Genomic DNA, 17,759 nt, shown 5'->3' on the forward strand with positions numbered 1-17,759 from the left:
CTTCCTTGCACAGGGCAGGGAACGGGACAAGCGCAGACTCACCGCGCCAGTTCCTTCAGCCCGAAGCGGATCAGCTTCGACGCATCCGCATCCTCGCCGGCGCTTTTCAGTGCTGCCGCCACCGCATTGGCGGCGGTATCGCGCGAATAGCCGAGATTGACCAGCGCCGAGACGGCGTCGGTGATCGGCGCGGGGGCGACGCCTTCGCCGAGCTCCTGCTTCAGGCCGATGGTGTCGGAGGCAGTGCCTGCATAGGCTGGCGCCTTGTTCTTCAGTTCGGTGACAATGCGCTCGGCCACCTTCTTGCCGACGCCCGGCGCGCGGCTGACCATGGCAATATCACGCAGCGCGATGGCATTGGCCAGATCGGCTGGCGCCAGCGTCGACAGGATGGCCAGCGCCACCTTGGCGCCGACGCCCTGCACATTGCTCATCAACAGCCGGAACCACTCGCGCTCCAGCACCGACTGGAAACCGTAGAGCCGCAGCATGTCCTCGCGCACATAGGTCTCGATGAACAGCACCACCGCCTCTCCAGGCGCCGGCAGTGCCGCCAGCGTGCGCGCCGAGCAGTGGGCGACATAGCCGACGCCGTGCACGTCGACGATGCAGAAATCCTCGTCGACCTCGTCCAGCGTGCCTTTGAGCTTGCCGATCATGCCAAGGCTCTCATTTGTGCAAGGCCCTCATGGATAGGTTTCCGGAGACATGATGTCGAGGTCCGGGAAGTAGCTGCGATAACGCGCGGCATCGCGTGTCAGCAAACGATGTCCCGCAACGACGGCATGGGCTCCAATAAAGAAATCCGGCAGCGTTCGTTCGCAGACCCCGCCAGCGCGGCGATAGCGGGAATGCGTGACCCCGGCGAGGAATGCCGCTTCCCATGGCAAGAGTTCTCGATCCATCTTGAGCGTTTCGACTGCTTTGCGAAGCGCCGGCTCCGTCGCTATGAGCGGCGCGAGTTCGGACCAGACAATTGTGTTGATAACGAGTGCGCCATCGCGCCGGCATGCGGTGATCGCCGACGCCGACCACTTCGTCTCCCGCCCGGCAGGACCCCACACGTCGATCAGGACATTCGTGTCAATCAATGTCGAGATCTTCACGTGGACCCCTCAGCCACTCCATGTACTCGTCCGTAGTCATGCCTCCCAGATCCAACGTGCCGGCCATCTGATCGAGCAGCCGGCTGAAGGTTCGAGAAGCCTCTTCTTCGGAAATGTTTTCGTCGACCGCGACAACACGAACGCCATCGTCAGTAGGCAAGAACTCCACCTCCGAGCCTGGACCGATACCGAGGCGATCCCGTATCTCTTTCGGGATGGTCACCTGTCCTTTGGTCGTTACCCGCATGGTAATACCTCACAGGTATTACTTATTGCCGCTCCGAGAACAAGTCAAGAACAAACTTATCGCATCGGCCCGAAAATCGGAATCGATTTTCGGAAAGCACGATGCATAGATTCAAAGTGCTAGAGCGGACTTTGTGCGTCCAAATGGACGCACGTCGCTCTAGGCCAGCGCCGCCATCCTATAGACGACACTCTGCCGGTGGTGTGCGTGGCAGATGGCAATGGCCAGCGCGTCGGCGGCATCGTCGGTGTCGAAAGTCGCCTTCGGCATCAGCACCTTGACCATCATGTGGATCTGCTTCTTATCGCCATGGCCAACGCCGATCACCGCCTTCTTGACGGCGTTGGGCGCGTATTCGGCAACGATCAGGCCCGCCCGCGCCGGCACCAGCATGGCGATGCCACGCGCCTGGCCGAGCTTCAGCGTCGCTGCCGCATCCTTGTTGACGAAAGTCTGCTCGACCGCCGCCTCGTGCGGCATGGCGGTATGCAGGATATCAACGAGCCCATCATGCAACTGGCAAAGGCGCGTCGCCAGCGCCGCCTTGTCGTCGGAACGCACGGTGCCGGAGGCGACGAAGCGCAGCGAATTGCCGAGGCTTTCGACGATGCCCCAGCCGGTGCGCCTCAGCCCGGGATCGATACCGATGATGCGAATCGTTTCCCCCATCCGCCAAGTCTACCCCTAGCGGACAGCGATGCCAGCGAAATGTGAACAAACCAGAAACGACGAAGCGATTGCCTGTCAACCGCGGGCGAAAGCCGTGTTCAGCAGCGTGATCTGATCGGAAACCGGATTGACGCGGCGGCCGGATGGCGACACGTCAGGCACGGCGCTGCCGTAGATTTCCTCGTCCATGCGACGCACCAGCGCCTGCAGGCGCAGCGAACGGTTGATGAGGTCAAGAAAATCCTTGGGCAATTCGACCCAGCCTGCGGCATCGTTGTTGGCGGAAGCCGTGTCGAGACGCACCTTGGATTTTTCGGAAGCAACCTGGTCGCGGGTCATCTCTCCGGAATTCGCCGCGCGCTGCAAAAGCAGCCAGGAGGCGACCTGCATCAGCCTCGTGGTCAGCCGCATCGATTCGGCCGCATAGAGCGTCGCCGCCAGCCTGGACAGTTTCTTCGCCTCGGCCCGGCCCTCGCCGTCCAGATATTCGGCCGCCTGCTCGACCAGACCCATGCCTTCCTGGTAGAGCGGCTTGAAGGATTGGGAGAAAACCCGGCGCTCCGCCAGCTTGATGGTTTTCGCGCTTCCTTTCGAAGGATCGTTCATCGATACGCCCTGCACTTGCCTACAGCCGGCCGAATCGGCGTCATCGCCGTCACGTCCAGCAGCCTATATGACTGAGGCTTGAAAATGCGCTCCGGGGCGGGCGAAGGCAAGCACATGTTTAACAAACGGTTAACGGCGGCGCACACACCCGGGCAATCCGGAATCGCAGGCAAAAAAAGAGCCGCGGATAAGGCGGCTCTCAGGAGTTTAACAGGGAGGCGTCAAACAAAGTGGCTCCAACCACTCGGTAAGAATCCAGATCACTGGATGCACATAGTAAACGCCTGTAAAGCTTAATGAAGTCTTAACGACGCCGATATTTTTTGATCGAGCGTCGCCCGCCTGTGCCGTAACAGCACATGTTCAGGCCTTGGGCTCAGACCGTTGGAACTCAGGCCTTTTGCGCCTCGGGAAGCCGCTCGGTTTTCCACACCACCGGCAGCGCGATATAGGCGAACAGCAGCAATCCCGCGTAAAAGCCCATCGAGGACGTTGCTACCAGCGGCTCGATCGCCGGGTTGCCGCCAAGCATGATGTAAAGGCCGATCAACAGGCCGATGCCACTGATTGCCGTCAACCAGAAGTGGACGGTGGCAAGCCTCTTTTCCGCGACTGCCGGAAAAAGGTGGTAGAAGAAGGCGAACACCGCCGACATCAGCCATCCGGCCACCATGATGTGGGCGTGGGTCGGCATCTGGCCATGATCCTGGCTGATCGCCATCTGAAGGCCGAGCGCCATCCCGAACATCGCGTAGATGACGGCCAGCGTGAAGAAATTTCGTGCTACCTTTTGCATAGTAATCCCCCGATTTGCCTTTTCCCGTCATGGGAATGGGTTGAATTCAGGCGGTCGACCCGCCACCGGGTCCCCGGCATCGGTGCATTAGCATCGGCAATGTTTCTGGAAGATGCCGCATGGCGCCCGATCCCTCCCGGCGCTGCCAGAATAGCAGGAGACGGCGCGATGCGCTTGCGCAATCGTTGAACGATGCCGTTACGGCCGTGTCTCATCGGACGCCGAAACAAAGCCGCCTCCCACGCGACATCGTTCCGAAACAGGCGCCGCGCTAAACGCCCGCTCCTCGCAGCGAGACGGAGCAAATCTGCGCCGCTCGCAATCATCAAAACATCCAAGGAGGGGAACCATGGATTGGTACTCGATCGTCAAATTTCTGCACGTCGTCTCGGCGATCCTCTGGGTCGGCGGCGGCTTCACCTTGATGGTGCTTGCGGTGCGCGCCGACCGCGCCGGAAACATCGAAGGCATGCTGCAGGCCATGCGCGCCACCGGAGAGCTGGGCAACAAGTTCTTCGCGCCAATGTCGATGCTGACGCTCACCTTCGGCCTCATCATGTGCTGGTTTTGGGTCGGCTTCTCCGACCTGTGGATCCTGATCGGCCTTGCCGGCTATGCAACCACCTTCTGCATCGGCATGTTCATCTTCAAGCCGACCGCCGACCGCATGGCGGGGATGATCGCCAAGGACGGCGTCACGCCGACGGCCCTAGCCCAGGGCCAGCGCATCCTCACCGCGGCACGCTTCGACTATTCGGTGATGCTGGTGATCATCGCCGACATGGTGCTGAAGCCGACGCTGAACGATACCACCGTCCTGGGCTGCATGGTGCTGGTCGTGACCACTGGAATTGGTCTCGCACTCGGCGGAACGCGCCGGCTGATGCCGAGCGCCGCCTGAAATCTGCGGCTTCCATGAGCGGCGGTCTAGAGAAGGCCGGTGATCCCGTCCCACAGAAGCTTGACCGCGACGACCGCCACGGTCGCGTAGGTGAATGGATAGAACAATTCCGGCCGCATCCGCCGCACCAGCCAGGCGCCGGCGATGGTCGAGAGCGGCGCCAGCGGCACCAGGACCGCCGATGCGGTCAGGTTGGTGGTGTCGAACTGTCCCAGCGCAAAATAGGGGATGAGCTTCAATGCGTTGGTGGCGGCAAAGAAGATTGCGGCGGTGCCCGACAGCACTTTCGGATCGAGCCTGATCGGCAGCGCATAGACCTGAAAGGGCGGACCGCCGACATGGGCGACGAAGCTGGTGAAGCCGGCGACCGTCCCCCAGAAGGCGGCAGCCGCGCGGTTGGGCTCGGCGGAGTGGTTTGCACCATGCCGCATCTGCAGATAAACCCAGCGAAGCACGAAGATAATCGCCACGGCGCCGACGATCAGTCGCACCATTTCCGCTGTCACCAGCGCCGCGGTCAGCCAACCGAGGCCGATGCCGATTACCGCCCCAGGCATCATGTCTATAAGCATCTTGCGGTCGTAGACACCCCACCATGTCCATACGGAGACGATGTCCATCAGGCACAGTATGGGCAGCAGGATGGCGGCGGCCTGCACCGGCGGCATGGCCAGCGCCATCAGCGGCACGCCGACGAAGCCGACCGCACCGCCAAAGCCGCCCTTCGACAGACCGACCAGGATGACGGCTGGAATGGCGGCGGCATAGAACCACGGATCGAGAAGCAGGCCTGACATCTGAGGGGAGCAGTTGGAGGGAAGGTTGGGCTCTGAATAAACCAGAAATGGTCACGCCGCGACCGCAAAATACCAACGAATGCGCCTGAGCCCGGCGGCCACCGGAGCCTGTCAGATGTTTGGCATGTCGAGTGGTGGCGGGCGCCTCCGGATCGGCTGCGCCTTGATGATGGCGGTGCTGGTTTCGGCCTTGTCGGCGATACGGTCGAGGAGCTTGTCGAGATCGCCGATCGAGCGCACGAACAGCCGGGCAACAAAGCAATCGTCGCCCGTCACCTTATCGCATTCGCCAAACTCAGGGATTTCCTCGATCAGCTTCTGGACGATATGCAGCTTGCCCGGCAAAGGCCGGATGCGAACGATCGCCTGCAAGGTGTAGCCGAGCGCTTGCGGGTCGATCTCGATGGTAAAGGCCCTGATAACGCCGCGATCCTCGAGACGCCGAAGCCGCTCCGAAACGCTTGGCGACGACAATCCGACTTGCTGGGCCAACTCTTTCAGCGAGGTTCGCGAATCCCGGATCAGGATATTGAGAAGCTTTTTGTCCGGTTCGTCCAGCATTTTACGATCCTCAATCAAAAACGAAATTTGCCTCACTTAATTAGGCAAAACGAGGATAGAACCTTCTGCAAATCATATAAATCGCCGAAGCCACGTGAGATTGTCAAGTCTCAACAGAGCTCAGGGGTATTTCATGGACGGCACGGTGCGCGGCACGATCGAAATGACGGCCGCGATGGCGATCCTCGGTACAATCGGATGGTTCGTCGTCATGTCGGGCCAGCCGATCATGGATGTCGTCTTCTGGCGTTGTGCCTTCGGCGCGATAACGCTGCTGATCATCTGCGCTTCGCTGGGGCTGCTGCGCGGCACGCTGTCGTTGCGCGTCGTGGCGATCGCGGCTCTCGGGGGTGCTGCCATCGTCGTCAACTGGCTGCTGCTGTTCAGCTCGTTCTCCCGCGCCTCGATCTCGATCGCCACGGCTGTCTACAACACCCAGCCCTTCATGCTGGTTGGCTTTGGCGCGCTCTTCTTCTCAGAGCGGCTGACCATGACCAAGCTGGCCTGGCTTGGCATCGCCTTCGCCGGCATGCTGCTGATCGTGCAGGCCTCACCTGAAGCAGGCCCCGGTACGGGTAGCATCGGCACGGATTATTTCACCGGCATCGCGATGGCGCTGGGTGCGGCTTTCTTCTGGGCCGTCGCTGCCATCGTCACCAAGAAGCTCAAAGGCACGCCGCCGCACCTGATCGCCCTGATCCAGGTCTGCGTCGGCGTCGTCATGCTGGCTCCCTTCGCCAACTTTTCTCATCTTCCCGCCGATGCCTGGAGCTGGAGCATGCTGGCGACGCTCGGTGTCGTCCATACGGGTCTGATGTACATCCTGATGTACGGCGCCATTCAGAAACTGCCGACGCATCTGCAGGGGTCGCTGTCCTTCATCTACCCTGTGGTCGCGATCCTGGTCGATGTCGTCGCCTTCGGCCACCGGCTGCATCCGGCCCAGATCGTCGGCGCCGCCGCGATCCTGCTCGCCGCCGCCGGCATGAATCTCGGCTGGACGCTGTGGAAATCGAAGACCCCAGCCGACAGCACTCAGGCAATCAAGTGAGGGAAGAACGTCGCCCGACGACAATCATGCGCCAATGATCCTGCCCCGCCCGCCTGTTCAAGGCCGGCACTTTGCTCTATGCCGCAATGCAACCATGTTCGCCCGGCATAGGCGAAAACCGGGATCGAAAACCAATGAACGACGCAACGCCTCCAAATCGCTGCCGCATCGTGCTGATCGCGCCGCCCGGCGTGGCGGCTGAGCGCATCGGCGTGGCCTTCGAGGGCGGCGACGTCGCCTCGCTGATTCTGCCCGAGAACGGCATGGACGAGGCCTCCTTCCAGGCCTTCGCCGAGCAGATCGTGCCGGCGGCGCAAGCGGCAGGCGTTGCTGTCGTCATTGCCGGAGACACTCGCATCGCCGGCCGGGTTCAGGCCGACGGCATCCATGTCGAGGTCGGCAAGGCCGAACTCGCCGAGACGATCGAACGTTTTCAGACAAAAATGATGGTCGGCACCGGGGGCGCCAAGACCCGCGACGATGCGCTGGAACTCGGCGAGCTCAGGCCCGACTACATCTTCTTCGGCCGCTTCGGCTACGACAACAAGCCGGAGCCGCACCCGCGCAACCTGTCGCTGGGGCAATGGTGGGCGGATGTGATCCAGATCCCTTGCATCGTCATGGCCGGGTCCGACCTCGCCTCGGTGGAAGCGGTGGCTGCCACCGGCGCCGAATTCGTGGCGCTGTCCAGCGCCGTCTTTGCCGAAGGCGTCGACCCAAAGATGGCAGTCGCCAGCGCCAATGCGCTGCTCGACGAGACCGCGCCGCGTTTCGAGGACTGACGTGCCGGCGCGGACAATCCTTTTCAGTGCTTTGCTTGCGGCGCTCACGGTTCGGGCCGCCGTGGCGGAAACTGTCCCATTGTCGCAAGCCAAGCCCGACATCGGTGCAAAGACGGACAGGCCGATCGCCACGCCGCTGCCGCAGCCCGCCACTACGACCCCGTTGCCGTCGGCCGACGCCATCAATCCGGAACGCTTCGGTGCAAAACCATCGGATTCGGCCTATGGCGCGTTCCAGCGCGGCCTTTACAAGACGGCCTACAACCTCGCTTTGGTCCGTGCCCAGAACGGCGATCCGGCGGCGCAGACTCTGGTTGCCGAAATATTGTCGCGTGGTCTCGGCGTGCCGCTCAACGCGGCGGGGGCGGCAAAGTGGTACGCGCTTGCCGCCGAGCAGGGGATACCGGAATCACAGTTCCAGTACGCGCTGATGCTGCTCGACGGCCGCTACGTCAAGAAGGACGAGAAGGGCGCCTACGCGTTGATGCAGGCCGCCGCCGAGGCCGGAAACCGTCTGGCGCAGTTCAATTTTGCACAGCTGCTGGTCCAGCAGGATCCCGGCGATGCCGGCATCGCAAAGGCGGTGTCCTACTATCAACGAGCCGCGGCGACCGGCCTTGCCGACGCGCAATATGCGATGGCGCAGGTCTATGCCAATGGCGTCGGCGGCAAGCCGCGCGACGATGTCCAGGCCCGAGGGCTGCTGGCGCAGGCAGCACGGCAGAACTACGATACGGCACAGATCGACCTCGCCACCTGGATGATCGAGGGACGCGGTGGCGTCCGCGACCTGAAATCCGGCTTCGGCTGGATGAAGCAGGCCGCCGAGGGCGGCAATGTCGCCGCCCAGAACCGCCTCGCCAAACTTTACATGGGGGGAATCGGCACCGATCCGGATCCGATCCTCGCCGGCGCCTGGTACGTCGTCGCCCGTCGCGCCGGGCTCATCGACCCTGAGATGGACGATTTTCTGCGGGGCCTGACCGACGACCAGACGAAGCAGGCGCTGCAGAAGGCCAACCGCCTGCCGTAAAGCGCGATCCGGACTCATTGCGTGTGATCGAGAACGACTTTGCCGAAGGGCGAACCACGTTCAAGGTACCGAAAGGCTTCGGCAGCTTGGCACCACGGCAAAATGCGGTCGATCACAGGTCTCAACCGGTTGACGGCAATGGCGCGATTCATCGCCTCGAAGGATTGGCGTGACCCCACCGGAATACCTCGCGCACTGACCTGCCGGCGAAAAATGTCGAGCGGATTGACCGCGCCATCACTGCCGCCGAGATAGCCGATGACGTTGATCTGGGGGCCGCGCGCCGCGGCTTTCAGCGATTGTGCGAAACTCTGCGGCCCGCCAACCTCGATGACATGGTCGGCGCCGCGGCCATCGGTCAGCGTCAGCACCGCCGATGCCCAGTCGGGGTCGGTGCGATAGTTCACGCCATCATGCGCGCCCAGTTGCTTCGCCCGGGCAAGCTTCTCGTCGCTGCTCGACGTCACAATGACGCGCGCTCCGGCAATGGCGGCGAACTGCACCGCAAACAGCGAAACGCCGCCGGTGCCGAGGCAAAGCACGGTTTCACCAGGATTCACACTGCCTTCCGCAAACAGCGCGTGCCATGCCGTGACTCCGGCGCATGGCAGCGTCGCCGCCTCGACGTCGCTCAGATTGGCCGGCGCCATGACGGCGGCCTGTTCGTCGAGCCGGGCAACTTCGCTGAGCAGCCCGTCGATCGGGCCGCCGCGTTGATAGGAGGGCTCGGCCATCGCGAAACTGCCACCGACCCAGCGTTGCCAGAACGTGCCACAGACGCGGTCGCCGATCTTGAACCGGCTGACCTCGGCACCGACGAAAGCGGCACCAGTGGCAATCGAAAGTTCGTGTGATAGCTGCCGCGAACGATCTCCGCATCGCGGTAGTTCAGTGCAGTGGCCTTGACCTTGATTATCATCTCCTGGCGCCCCGGTTCGGGCATCGGCCGCTCGACCATTCTGAGGCTGTCGATCCCGCCCGGGCTCTGCAATTCGATCGCTTTCATTGCTGTTCCTTCCTTGCTGAAAGGAAAATCGCTTGCCACGCATCCGATTTCAAATTCATAATGTTTACAATAATTATGCCTCCGTGACATGTTCGGTGTCTCATGCTCGAAGAACTGAAAACATTTGCCCTTTTTGCCGAGGAGGGCTCGATCCAGAAGGTGGCTCAGCGTCTGCCATTGACGCAGCCAGCCGTCACCCGCCAGATCCAGCGGCTGGAGGAGATGCTCGGCACAGAATTGCTCGACCGCCGGCTAAAACCGTCGCGACTGACCCCGGCCGGCGTCGAGGTGCTGGCACGCGGCAAGGACATTCTCGCCGCCGTCGACGCGCTGAAGTCCTTCACCAAGGGCAACGAGCCGGAGGGCTTGCTGCGGCTCGGCCTCGCCCACGGGCTCTGCGACAAAGCTATGGCCGCCGCGATTGCCGGCGCCGTCGCGCGATTTTCGAAGGTTTCGTTGCGCCTCAAGAGCGGTTGGAGCATTGAGCTGGCCGATCAGCATAGGCGCGGACAGATCGACCTGGCCTTCATCCTGGACGGTGGCACCTCCAAAAGCGGCAGCGGCGTTGTTGGAACCGAGCCCCTCGGCATTATCGCTTCCGAAACCATCGGCCGGCAAGGCGACATCAAGACTATGCCTTGGGTCCTCAGCCCTGAGCCTTGCGACGCGCGCCAGCGGCTGGTGGCTGCCCTTGCCGAGAGCGGCCACAGGCTGACGGTCGGTGCCGAGATTCAGGACAGCGCGCTGCAGATCGAGTGGGTCCGCAGGGGCCACGGCCTCGGCCTGTTCCCCAGACGGCTGCTCCAGGGAGAGCTGCCGGAGGGCGTCGCCCTGGTCGACGCAGGTCTCGATCTTTCGTTGAGAATTGTCGTCTTGCGCTCGCCGCACCTGCATCTTTTGTCGAAGGTGGCCGAAGCCGTCATTGAGGCCGTAACCGCCATCGTCAGGACGGGCTAAGCCTGCCGCGCCGCGCTGCCAAGCCAAGCTTCGTCCCCTTCATCCGAAGGCGCTCCCTTGCCTCTCCAGGCGATTTGTGGTCTTGGAGGCGCCAAATTGCCCATTGGGCGACCATCTCATTCCGGATCAAGATCAGCATGGCCAAGATCAATGGCAACGAAATCCGTCCCGGCAACGTCATCGAGCACGACGGCGGCCTGTGGGTGGCGGTCAGAACCAACACCGTCAAGCCCGGCAAGGGCGGCGCCTATAACCAGGTCGAGCTGAAGAACCTGATCAACGGCACCAAGCTCAACGAGCGTTTCCGCTCCGCCGAAACCGTCGAACAGATCCGGCTGGAGATGAAGGATTTTTCCTTCCTCTACGAACAAGGCGAGGCACTGGTGTTCATGGATACCGAAAGCTACGAGCAGCTCGAATTGCAGAAAGATTTTGTCGGCGACCGCGCCGCCTTCCTCCAGGACGGCATGATGGTGACGGTCCAGCTCTATGACGAAAGGCCGATTGGTATTTCGCTGCCCGACCAGGTGACGCTGACCATTACCGAGGCCGATCCGGTGGTGAGGGGCCAGACAGCGGCCTCTTCCTACAAGCCGGCTATACTGGAGAACGGCATCCGCGTGCTGGTGCCGCCCTTTATCGGTTCGGGCGAGCGCATCATCGTCGACACCAACGAAATCACTTACGTGCGCCGCGCCGACTAAAGCGTGATCCCAAAAAGTTGCAGACTTTTTGGATAAGATCATGCCTCGAAGCAAATAGGCGCAGCAGGAAGAAACACTATGGCGCGTTCCGCGATCCTCAATGTCATGGTCCAGGCTGCCATGAAGGCCGGCCGCTCGCTGGCGCGCGATTTCGGCGAAGTGCAGAACCTGCAGGTCTCGATGAAAGGGCCGGGCGACTATGTCAGTCAGGCCGACCGCAAGGCCGAAGACATCCTCTTCACGGAGCTGTCGAAGGCGCGGCCGGGCTACGCCTTCCTGATGGAGGAGCGCGGTGTGATCGAAGGCGATGACGGCCAGCACCGCTGGATCGTCGACCCGCTCGACGGCACCACCAACTTCCTCCACGGCATTCCGCTCTTCGCCATCTCGATCGCGCTGGAGCGCCAGGGCCAGATCGTCGCTGGCGTCGTCTACAACCCGGCGATGGACGAGCTCTATACCGCCGAGCGCGGCGGCGGCGCCTTCATGAACGATCGCCGGCTGCGGGTCGCCGGCCGCACCAAGCTGATCGACACGGTGATCGGCTGCGGCGTGCCGCATCTCGGGCGCGGCCAGCACGGTAATTTCCTTATCGAGCTGCGCAACGTGATGGCCGAAGTCTCGGGCGTGCGCCGCCTCGGCTCCGCCTCGCTCGATCTCGCCTATGTCGCCGCCGGCCGCATGGACGGGTTTTGGGAGATCGGCCTGTCGGCCTGGGATATCGCCGCGGGCATCCTGCTGATCCGCGAGGCGGGGGGTTTCGTCTCCGACTTCGACGGAGGACAGGACATGCTGGACGGCGGTTCGGTCGTCGCCGGCAACGAGATCATCCAGCGCGCTCTGCTGAAGACCGTCAAGAAGCCGGTAACGCCGCGCTGACCAGTATCCGGAACGTTGGATTCAATCCGGATGGATCAAGCTGTAGCGGCGCGCTGAACCGCCGCAGTCGCAAGACCGCAAGCAAAGCTTGAAATACTGCCTGGCATCCGCCCAGATAAGGGGATGCAGGATCGTTCATGACGGACATCGGGCCCGAATCCCAGATCGAAATCCCGTTCGTGGGACGCTGGCACTACTCGCGCGCCGAAATGATCGCCGACGGCATCGTCCATGCGGTGGGCATCGTGCTGGCCATTGCCGCCGGCTCGGCGCTGTTGGCGCTGGCCGCCTTCCATACTGGTCCGGGCGAATACATCGCCGCTGCTTTCTACGTGGTTTCGCTGCTCACCGTGCTGTCGGTATCGCTGGCCTATAATCTGTGGCCCGTGTCGTCGCCAGCCAAGTGGATATTGCGGCGCTTCGACCATGCCGCGATCTATCTGCTGATCGCCGCGACCTATACGCCCTTCCTCGCCCAGCTCGACGGCTCGCCGCTGGCCATCTCGATGATCATCCTGGTCTGGGGTGCAGCAGCAATCGGCATTGCCATCAAGGTGTTTCTTCCCGGCCGTTTCGACCGTCTGGCGATCGTCTTCTATCTCGCCATCGGCTGGAGCGGTATCGTTCTGGTCGAGCCGCTCGTCCAGACATTGCCGACGACATCGATAGCGTTGATCATTGCCGGAGGTATCGTCTATTCCTGCGGCGTCGTCTTCTTCGCCTGGAAGGGCCTGCGCTTCCACAATGCGTTGTGGCACGGCTTTGTCGTCACCGGCGCCGGCCTACATCTGGCCGCCATGGTCGACTGCCTGGTCATCAACCGACTCTAACGCCAATGATCCGGTCGGCAATATTGCCACACGCCATTCAATTTCGTCATAATTCCGTTTAGAGTCGCGCTCAACGTGATCGGCGGCATCGGAAACGGGGCACGGATGACTTTTCTCAAATCTTTCGGCATGGGCAAACGCTCCGACGTCCTGATGTACGACCCTCACAAGCTGTCGAGCCCGCAGGTCTTTCTCATGACGATGGTCATCTTCCTGATGATCGTCGCCTTCATCGCCGCCATCCTGACCCGTCAGATCTCGAGCGCCTTCGTCACCAATCCCGGTCTCAACGGCCTGATCATCGGCGTGCTGGTGGTCGGTATCCTGCTGGCCTTCGTGCAGGTCGGCCGGCTGTTTCGCGAAGTGCGCTGGGTCAACTCCTTTCGGGCCGGCTCCGAAACCACCGAACCGGTGCTGCTGGCGCCGATGAAGGCGATGATCGGCCGCTCGTCGACGATCGCCTTTTCGACCAGTTCGATGCGGACCATGCTCGATTCGATCGCCACCCGCCTCGACGAAACCCGCGACACCTCGCGCTACCTTGTCGGGCTTCTGGTGTTCCTTGGCCTGCTCGGCACCTTCTGGGGCCTGCTCAACACGATCGGCTCGATCCGCGAAACCATCGAGTCGCTCGACCCCGGCACCGGAGATGCCGCCGCCGTGCTCGAATCCCTGAAGCAGGGGCTTTCCGCTCCGCTGGCCGGCATGGGCACCGCCTTCTCGTCCTCGCTGTTCGGCCTGTCCGGCTCCCTGGTGCTCGGGTTCCTAGACCTGCAGGCCGGCCGCGCCCAGACGCGCTTCTACACCGAGCTCGAAAACTGGCTGTCCTCGGTCACCGACCTGTCGTCCGACATCGTCGTCGCCGAACCGGCCAAGGCCGAATCCTCCGACGAGATCCGCGTCCTGTCGGAAAGACTGCGCAGCTTGCAGGAGAATGGCGGCGGCGCCAATCCGCGCGTCGCCACCGCCATGGCCAATCTTGCCGACGGCATTTCGGGCCTGGTCAAAAATATGCGCTCGGAGCAGCAGATCATGCGCGATTGGGTCGAAGCCCAGTCGGACGAGCAGAAGGCGATGCGCAGCACGCTGGAGAAGATCGCCGACGCACTGAAGAAGCCTGGGGTCCATTAGCATGGCACTCGCCAGGAGCCGGCGTACCGATCGCCGCATCGATTACTGGCCGGGCTTCGTCGACGCGCTGTCGACGTTGCTGCTCGCGATCATGTTCCTGCTCACGGTCTTCGTGCTGGCGCAGTTCCTGCTCGGCCGCGAAATCTCCGGCAAGGACACGGTGCTCAACCGCCTCAATCTGCAGATCAACGAACTGACCCAGCTTTTGGCGCTGGAGCGCTCGACGACGCAGGACAAGGAAGATTCGCTCGCGAATCTGCAGGCTTCGCTGTCGGCGTCGGAGGCGGAAAAGAGCCGGCTCGAGCAATTGCTGGCGCAAGGCGCCGGTGCCGGCGATGCGGCCAACCAGCGCGCCACCGCACTTTCGGGCGAACTCGACAGCCAGCGCCAGATCAGCCAGCAGGCACTGAGCCAGGTTGAAATCCTCAACCAGCAGATCGCGGCGCTGCGCAGGCAGATCGGAGCGCTCGAACAAGCACTCAACGTGTCTGAAACGCGCGATCGCGAGTCCAACACCAAGATCGCCGATCTCGGCCGCCGGCTGAACGTCGCGCTGGCACAGCGTGTGCAGGAGCTGAACCGCTACCGATCCGACTTCTTCGGGCGCTTGCGCGAAATCCTCGCCGACCGCGAGAACATCCGCATCGTCGGCGACCGTTTTGTTTTCCAGTCCGAAGTGCTTTTCCCGACCGGGTCCGAAGTGATCAATGATGCCGGCAAAGTCGAGATGAAGAAGCTCGCCGACGCCATAATCGACCTGCAGAAGGAGATCCCGCCGGAGATCAACTGGGTGCTTCGCGTCGACGGCCATACCGACGACAAGCCGCTATCGGGCACCGGCCGCTACCGCGACAATTGGGAATTGTCGACTGCGCGCTCGACTTCGGTGGTGAAGTTCTTGATCGAGAACGGCGTGCCGGCCAACCGGCTGGTTGCGGCCGGCTTCGGCGAATTCCAGCCGCTTGACCCCGCCGACACCGAAGACGCGCGCAACAAGAACCGCCGCATCGAGCTGAAACTGACCGAGCGCTGATCCGGATCGGGCTGGCTCAAGGCGAACGCGCGGATTTAATGCATGTCGCGCAAAAGTGTGCAGCGGTTTTGCGACAACCTAAAGCGCGTCGCATAAGACCGGTCAAACGCGACGCGCTTTAGGGCGCCAATGCGGGCCGGCAAGGCCTGAAAGATTACCTTTTTTGACTACACTTTGCCGAGAACCGCGCCTAGCCTGTGTTGCTGGGCCGAGGACCGCCGGCGATGGAACCTCCATTGCGACGCGACGTAACCGGACGGCCCACGGCCGGAAAGTCGGCGTCCCAGATCGCCGCCTTTCCCAGTAAAAGGAGACGCAGCCATGCGCTCTTTCACCCCCATGGCCCTCAGGGCCGCGGCGCTTGCCGCACTCTTCGTCACCGTCCCGTTTTCTGGCGCCTATGCAGCATCGACCGCCTTCCACGGCCCGCGTGAGACAGCTTTGATCGACCAGATCCAGAGCGTGGATACCGGTATCCGGGCCGCCACGCAGGCGAACCAGCTCGAGCCGGGCGAGGCGCGTGACTTGCGCGCGCAGATCACTCGACTTGATCGGGCTGCCCAGAGGGCCGCGCGAGATGGAACGATGCCGACCACGCAATATCACCAGTTGCTGGCGCAACTCGACGATGTGAGCCAAAAGCTGCGGGCCGCCACCGGCAGCGCGTTCCTTATCGGCAGCGGCGGCGATGGCGGATATTATCCAAACGGCTACGGCCCAAATTATCCAAACCCCTGAAGTCATCCGGACAGTGCCGCATTACGCCGCCGGCCTGTCCGGCGTCTTCGGGTTTTGCCTCGCGGGCGTCTTTTTCACTACAGCGCCGCGCGTCCTTTTGAGAAGCGCGGCGCTGTAGTGGGCGCTCAAAGCGCCTGTTGCAAACGGCCTTCAGGGTTGCCAATGCCAGCGCATTGGTATCTTTTCCCGCCGTTCAAATTCAGCGGAACCCACCATGTCCTTTCAAAAACTCGACGACCTCGGCCACAAGCTCGAAGCGCTGGAACATGCGCTCGCCATTCTCGGCGCCGATGAGGCAACCCACATGGCCGTCGGCGGCGGTGAGAAGCGCGCCGAGGCGATGTCGGCGCTGGCCGGCATGCATCACGCCAGAGCGACCGCGCCGGAGATCGCCGACTGGATCGCAGCGGCCGAACAGGAAACGCTGAACGAAGAACAGCAGGCAGCAGTCAAGGAGTTCCGGCGGCAGTACACCAACCTGACCTGCCTGCCGGTCGAATTCGTCGAGCGCCAAACGACCGCGCGCATGCGCTCCGAGCAGCTGTGGCGCGACCTGCGCGCGAAAAACGACTGGGCAGGATTCTTGCCGGCACTCGAAGGCGTCGTGGCGCTGGTGCGCGAGGAAGCCGCACTTCGCGCCGAGGTGCTCGGTCTCGATCCCTACGACGCGCTGATGGAGCAATATGATCCCGGCAACCGCGCCGCCGACATCACGCCGGTCTTCGCCGAGTTGAAGAGCTTCCTCAGGGATTTCGTGCCGGAGGCGCTGGCCGTGCAGGAGGCGCGGCTGACGAAGCGCCCGCTGAAGCCGCTTTCCGGCAGCTATGCGATCGAAAAGCAGCGCGAGCTCGGCCTCGCCATGATGGCAGCGGTCGGCTTCGACCTCACCCACGGCTCGCTTTCGGTGTCGCATCATCCGTTCTGCGGCGGCGTGCCGAGCGACGTCCGCATCACCACCCGCTACAAGACCTCCGACTTCCTGTCGGCGTTGATGGGCGTGCTGCACGAGACCGGCCACGCGCTTTACGAACAGAACCTGCCGAAGGCGTGGGCGCACTGGCCGCTCGGCAAGGCCCGCGGCATGGCCGTGCACGAAAGCCAGAGCCTGTTCGTCGAAAAGCAGATCGGTCGCAATCCGGAATTCTGGCGCTGGGCGCTGCCGGTGGTCGAAAGGCACCTCGGCGAGGCCTGGTCGATCGACGATATCCTGCCGCATGTGCATCGGGTCGAGAACGGCCTGATCCGTGTCGACGCCGACGAGGTGACCTACCCGCTGCATGTCATCCTGCGCTACGAACTGGAGCAGGAGATTGTCTCGGGGCGGCTGGAGGCTGCCGACCTGCCCGAGGCATGGGACGCCAAGATGCGCGACTATCTCGGCCTGTCGACCATCGACAACCCGGCCGACGGACCGATGCAGGACGTGCACTGGCCGGGTGCCGCCTTCGGCTATTTCCCATCCTACACGCTGGGCGCGATGATGGCGGCGCAGCAATGGGCGGCGCTGACCAGGGAGCATCCTTCGGCCGACGAGGATCTTGGCAGGGGAGACTTCGCGGCGATCAACGACTGGCGCCGCCAAAAGATTTGGTCGCAGGGCTCGCGCTGGTCAACGCCGGACCTGCTCGAACGGGCGACGGGTGAAAAACTCAACGCCACGCATTTCACGGAGCATCTGAAGAAACGCTACGGCACTTAGGGCCGTTCCCCTCCGCCTTGCCGATCGTTGGCATTCTCGAAGATACCGCACGATCCACCATTCTCGATCTCGGCAAGGCCACCCTGCCTTGCGGGGCGCAGTTTACTTTTCTATCACTAGTAGTGTTCGACTGTGATCTGGCGGGGCATACAGGGGCATGGGGCGGGTAAGGCACTTTCAGACGGCGGCGGTCGCAAGACTCACCGCATTGATTGTTATTTGCACGGTCTGCT

The 17,759-nt window shown here is 62.6% G+C and carries 21 protein-coding genes; 12 read left to right on the forward strand and 9 right to left on the reverse strand.

Annotation, left to right across the window (positions count from 1 at the left end):
- Positions 1-38: 38 nt before the first annotated feature.
- The 6 genes from ruvA to AC0L26_RS10365 all read right to left on the reverse strand — a co-directional run bounded on the left by ruvA (position 39) and on the right by AC0L26_RS10365 (position 3,424).
- Positions 39-659, reverse strand: a complete 621-nt coding sequence (gene ruvA / locus AC0L26_RS10340; RefSeq protein ID WP_473632417.1) for a Holliday junction branch migration protein RuvA — start codon at positions 657-659, stop codon at positions 39-41.
- A 27-nt stretch (positions 660-686) separates the two neighbouring features.
- Positions 687-1,106: a type II toxin-antitoxin system VapC family toxin gene (locus tag AC0L26_RS10345; RefSeq protein ID WP_473632418.1), complete on the reverse strand. Its 420-nt coding sequence runs from the start codon at positions 1,104-1,106 to the stop codon at positions 687-689.
- Positions 1,084-1,353 (reverse strand): AbrB/MazE/SpoVT family DNA-binding domain-containing protein, encoded by a 270-nt coding sequence (locus AC0L26_RS10350; RefSeq protein ID WP_473632419.1) that lies wholly within the window; start codon positions 1,351-1,353, stop codon positions 1,084-1,086. The genes AC0L26_RS10345 and AC0L26_RS10350 overlap by 23 nt, the downstream gene beginning before the upstream one ends.
- Before the next feature lie 159 nt (positions 1,354-1,512).
- Complete coding sequence (gene ruvC / locus AC0L26_RS10355) at positions 1,513-2,022, reverse strand: crossover junction endodeoxyribonuclease RuvC (protein ID WP_473632420.1); 510 nt, start codon at positions 2,020-2,022, stop codon at positions 1,513-1,515.
- Between the two features lie 75 nt (positions 2,023-2,097).
- Positions 2,098-2,628 (reverse strand): protease adaptor protein RcdA, encoded by a 531-nt coding sequence (gene rcdA / locus AC0L26_RS10360; protein WP_473632421.1) that lies wholly within the window; start codon positions 2,626-2,628, stop codon positions 2,098-2,100.
- Between the two features lie 391 nt (positions 2,629-3,019).
- Positions 3,020-3,424 (reverse strand): hypothetical protein, encoded by a 405-nt coding sequence (locus tag AC0L26_RS10365; RefSeq protein WP_473632422.1) that lies wholly within the window; start codon positions 3,422-3,424, stop codon positions 3,020-3,022.
- Positions 3,425-3,773: 349 nt separating this feature from the next.
- Between AC0L26_RS10365 and AC0L26_RS10370 the strand changes: the two genes are divergently transcribed.
- Entirely contained in the window at positions 3,774-4,325 is a 552-nt protein-coding gene (locus AC0L26_RS10370; protein ID WP_473632423.1) for a DUF2269 family protein, read from the forward strand.
- 26 nt (positions 4,326-4,351) lie between these two features.
- On the opposite strand, the gene AC0L26_RS10375 is transcribed toward AC0L26_RS10370, so the two are convergent.
- Positions 4,352-5,122: a sulfite exporter TauE/SafE family protein gene (locus AC0L26_RS10375; RefSeq protein WP_473632424.1), complete on the reverse strand. Its 771-nt coding sequence runs from the start codon at positions 5,120-5,122 to the stop codon at positions 4,352-4,354.
- Positions 5,123-5,233: 111 nt separating this feature from the next.
- Positions 5,234-5,683, reverse strand: coding sequence for an Lrp/AsnC family transcriptional regulator (locus AC0L26_RS10380; RefSeq protein WP_473632425.1), 450 nt, complete (start codon positions 5,681-5,683; stop codon positions 5,234-5,236).
- A 133-nt stretch (positions 5,684-5,816) separates the two neighbouring features.
- On the opposite strand from AC0L26_RS10380, the gene AC0L26_RS10385 reads away from it, so the two are divergent.
- From AC0L26_RS10385 to AC0L26_RS10395, 3 genes are all read left to right on the forward strand, one after another.
- On the forward strand, positions 5,817-6,734 hold the full coding sequence (locus AC0L26_RS10385; RefSeq protein ID WP_473632426.1) for a DMT family transporter: 918 nt from the start codon (positions 5,817-5,819) through the stop codon (positions 6,732-6,734).
- Positions 6,735-6,868: 134 nt separating this feature from the next.
- Positions 6,869-7,516 (forward strand): thiamine phosphate synthase, encoded by a 648-nt coding sequence (locus AC0L26_RS10390; protein WP_473632427.1) that lies wholly within the window; start codon positions 6,869-6,871, stop codon positions 7,514-7,516.
- Position 7,517: 1 nt separating this feature from the next.
- The gene (locus AC0L26_RS10395) at positions 7,518-8,549 is read left to right on the forward strand and encodes a tetratricopeptide repeat protein (protein WP_473632428.1); all 1,032 of its coding nucleotides are present in this window, start codon (positions 7,518-7,520) and stop codon (positions 8,547-8,549) included.
- 14 nt (positions 8,550-8,563) lie between these two features.
- Here the strand turns inward: AC0L26_RS10395 and AC0L26_RS10400 are convergent, their stop codons facing one another.
- Positions 8,564-9,283 carry a zinc-dependent alcohol dehydrogenase family protein gene (locus AC0L26_RS10400; RefSeq protein ID WP_473632429.1) on the reverse strand — a complete coding sequence of 240 codons (720 nt, stop codon included), beginning with the start codon at positions 9,281-9,283 and terminating at the stop codon, positions 8,564-8,566.
- A gap of 374 nt (positions 9,284-9,657) precedes the next feature.
- Between AC0L26_RS10400 and AC0L26_RS10405 the strand changes: the two genes are divergently transcribed.
- The 8 genes from AC0L26_RS10405 to AC0L26_RS10440 all read left to right on the forward strand — a co-directional run bounded on the left by AC0L26_RS10405 (position 9,658) and on the right by AC0L26_RS10440 (position 17,526).
- Positions 9,658-10,512, forward strand: a complete 855-nt coding sequence (locus AC0L26_RS10405; RefSeq protein WP_473632430.1) for a LysR family transcriptional regulator — start codon at positions 9,658-9,660, stop codon at positions 10,510-10,512.
- A gap of 137 nt (positions 10,513-10,649) precedes the next feature.
- Complete coding sequence (gene efp / locus AC0L26_RS10410) at positions 10,650-11,216, forward strand: elongation factor P (protein ID WP_352928213.1); 567 nt, start codon at positions 10,650-10,652, stop codon at positions 11,214-11,216.
- A gap of 78 nt (positions 11,217-11,294) precedes the next feature.
- The gene (locus AC0L26_RS10415; RefSeq protein WP_354492743.1) at positions 11,295-12,095 is read left to right on the forward strand and encodes an inositol monophosphatase family protein; all 801 of its coding nucleotides are present in this window, start codon (positions 11,295-11,297) and stop codon (positions 12,093-12,095) included.
- Between the two features lie 137 nt (positions 12,096-12,232).
- Positions 12,233-12,925, forward strand: a complete 693-nt coding sequence (gene trhA / locus AC0L26_RS10420) for a PAQR family membrane homeostasis protein TrhA (RefSeq protein WP_473632431.1) — start codon at positions 12,233-12,235, stop codon at positions 12,923-12,925.
- A gap of 105 nt (positions 12,926-13,030) precedes the next feature.
- Complete coding sequence (locus tag AC0L26_RS10425; protein WP_352928221.1) at positions 13,031-14,056, forward strand: MotA/TolQ/ExbB proton channel family protein; 1,026 nt, start codon at positions 13,031-13,033, stop codon at positions 14,054-14,056.
- 1 nt (position 14,057) lies between these two features.
- Positions 14,058-15,089 (forward strand): peptidoglycan -binding protein, encoded by a 1,032-nt coding sequence (locus tag AC0L26_RS10430; protein WP_352928224.1) that lies wholly within the window; start codon positions 14,058-14,060, stop codon positions 15,087-15,089.
- Positions 15,090-15,410: 321 nt separating this feature from the next.
- Positions 15,411-15,827: a hypothetical protein gene (locus tag AC0L26_RS10435; RefSeq protein ID WP_473632432.1), complete on the forward strand. Its 417-nt coding sequence runs from the start codon at positions 15,411-15,413 to the stop codon at positions 15,825-15,827.
- Positions 15,828-16,041: 214 nt separating this feature from the next.
- Positions 16,042-17,526, forward strand: coding sequence for a carboxypeptidase M32 (locus tag AC0L26_RS10440; protein WP_473632433.1), 1,485 nt, complete (start codon positions 16,042-16,044; stop codon positions 17,524-17,526).
- Positions 17,527-17,759 lie beyond the last annotated feature (233 nt).

The sequence above is a fragment of the Mesorhizobium sp. WSM4823 genome, from assembly GCF_055811195.1.

Coding starts and splice junctions, on each gene's coding strand:
- ruvA (WP_473632417.1), bottom strand. CDS start 659: ATGATCGGCAAGCTCAAAGGCACGCTGGACGAGGTCGACGAGGATTTC.
- AC0L26_RS10350 (WP_473632419.1), bottom strand. CDS start 1,353: ATGCGGGTAACGACCAAAGGACAGGTGACCATCCCGAAAGAGATACGG.
- ruvC (WP_473632420.1), bottom strand. CDS start 2,022: ATGGGGGAAACGATTCGCATCATCGGTATCGATCCCGGGCTGAGGCGC.
- rcdA (WP_473632421.1), bottom strand. CDS start 2,628: ATGAACGATCCTTCGAAAGGAAGCGCGAAAACCATCAAGCTGGCGGAG.
- AC0L26_RS10365 (WP_473632422.1), bottom strand. CDS start 3,424: ATGCAAAAGGTAGCACGAAATTTCTTCACGCTGGCCGTCATCTACGCG.
- AC0L26_RS10370 (WP_473632423.1), top strand. CDS start 3,774: ATGGATTGGTACTCGATCGTCAAATTTCTGCACGTCGTCTCGGCGATC.
- AC0L26_RS10375 (WP_473632424.1), bottom strand. CDS start 5,122: ATGTCAGGCCTGCTTCTCGATCCGTGGTTCTATGCCGCCGCCATTCCA.
- AC0L26_RS10380 (WP_473632425.1), bottom strand. CDS start 5,683: ATGCTGGACGAACCGGACAAAAAGCTTCTCAATATCCTGATCCGGGAT.
- AC0L26_RS10385 (WP_473632426.1), top strand. CDS start 5,817: ATGGACGGCACGGTGCGCGGCACGATCGAAATGACGGCCGCGATGGCG.
- AC0L26_RS10390 (WP_473632427.1), top strand. CDS start 6,869: ATGAACGACGCAACGCCTCCAAATCGCTGCCGCATCGTGCTGATCGCG.
- AC0L26_RS10400 (WP_473632429.1), bottom strand. CDS start 9,283: ATGGCCGAGCCCTCCTATCAACGCGGCGGCCCGATCGACGGGCTGCTC.
- AC0L26_RS10405 (WP_473632430.1), top strand. CDS start 9,658: ATGCTCGAAGAACTGAAAACATTTGCCCTTTTTGCCGAGGAGGGCTCG.
- efp (WP_352928213.1), top strand. CDS start 10,650: ATGGCCAAGATCAATGGCAACGAAATCCGTCCCGGCAACGTCATCGAG.
- AC0L26_RS10415 (WP_354492743.1), top strand. CDS start 11,295: ATGGCGCGTTCCGCGATCCTCAATGTCATGGTCCAGGCTGCCATGAAG.
- trhA (WP_473632431.1), top strand. CDS start 12,233: ATGACGGACATCGGGCCCGAATCCCAGATCGAAATCCCGTTCGTGGGA.
- AC0L26_RS10425 (WP_352928221.1), top strand. CDS start 13,031: ATGACTTTTCTCAAATCTTTCGGCATGGGCAAACGCTCCGACGTCCTG.
- AC0L26_RS10430 (WP_352928224.1), top strand. CDS start 14,058: ATGGCACTCGCCAGGAGCCGGCGTACCGATCGCCGCATCGATTACTGG.
- AC0L26_RS10435 (WP_473632432.1), top strand. CDS start 15,411: ATGCGCTCTTTCACCCCCATGGCCCTCAGGGCCGCGGCGCTTGCCGCA.
- AC0L26_RS10440 (WP_473632433.1), top strand. CDS start 16,042: ATGTCCTTTCAAAAACTCGACGACCTCGGCCACAAGCTCGAAGCGCTG.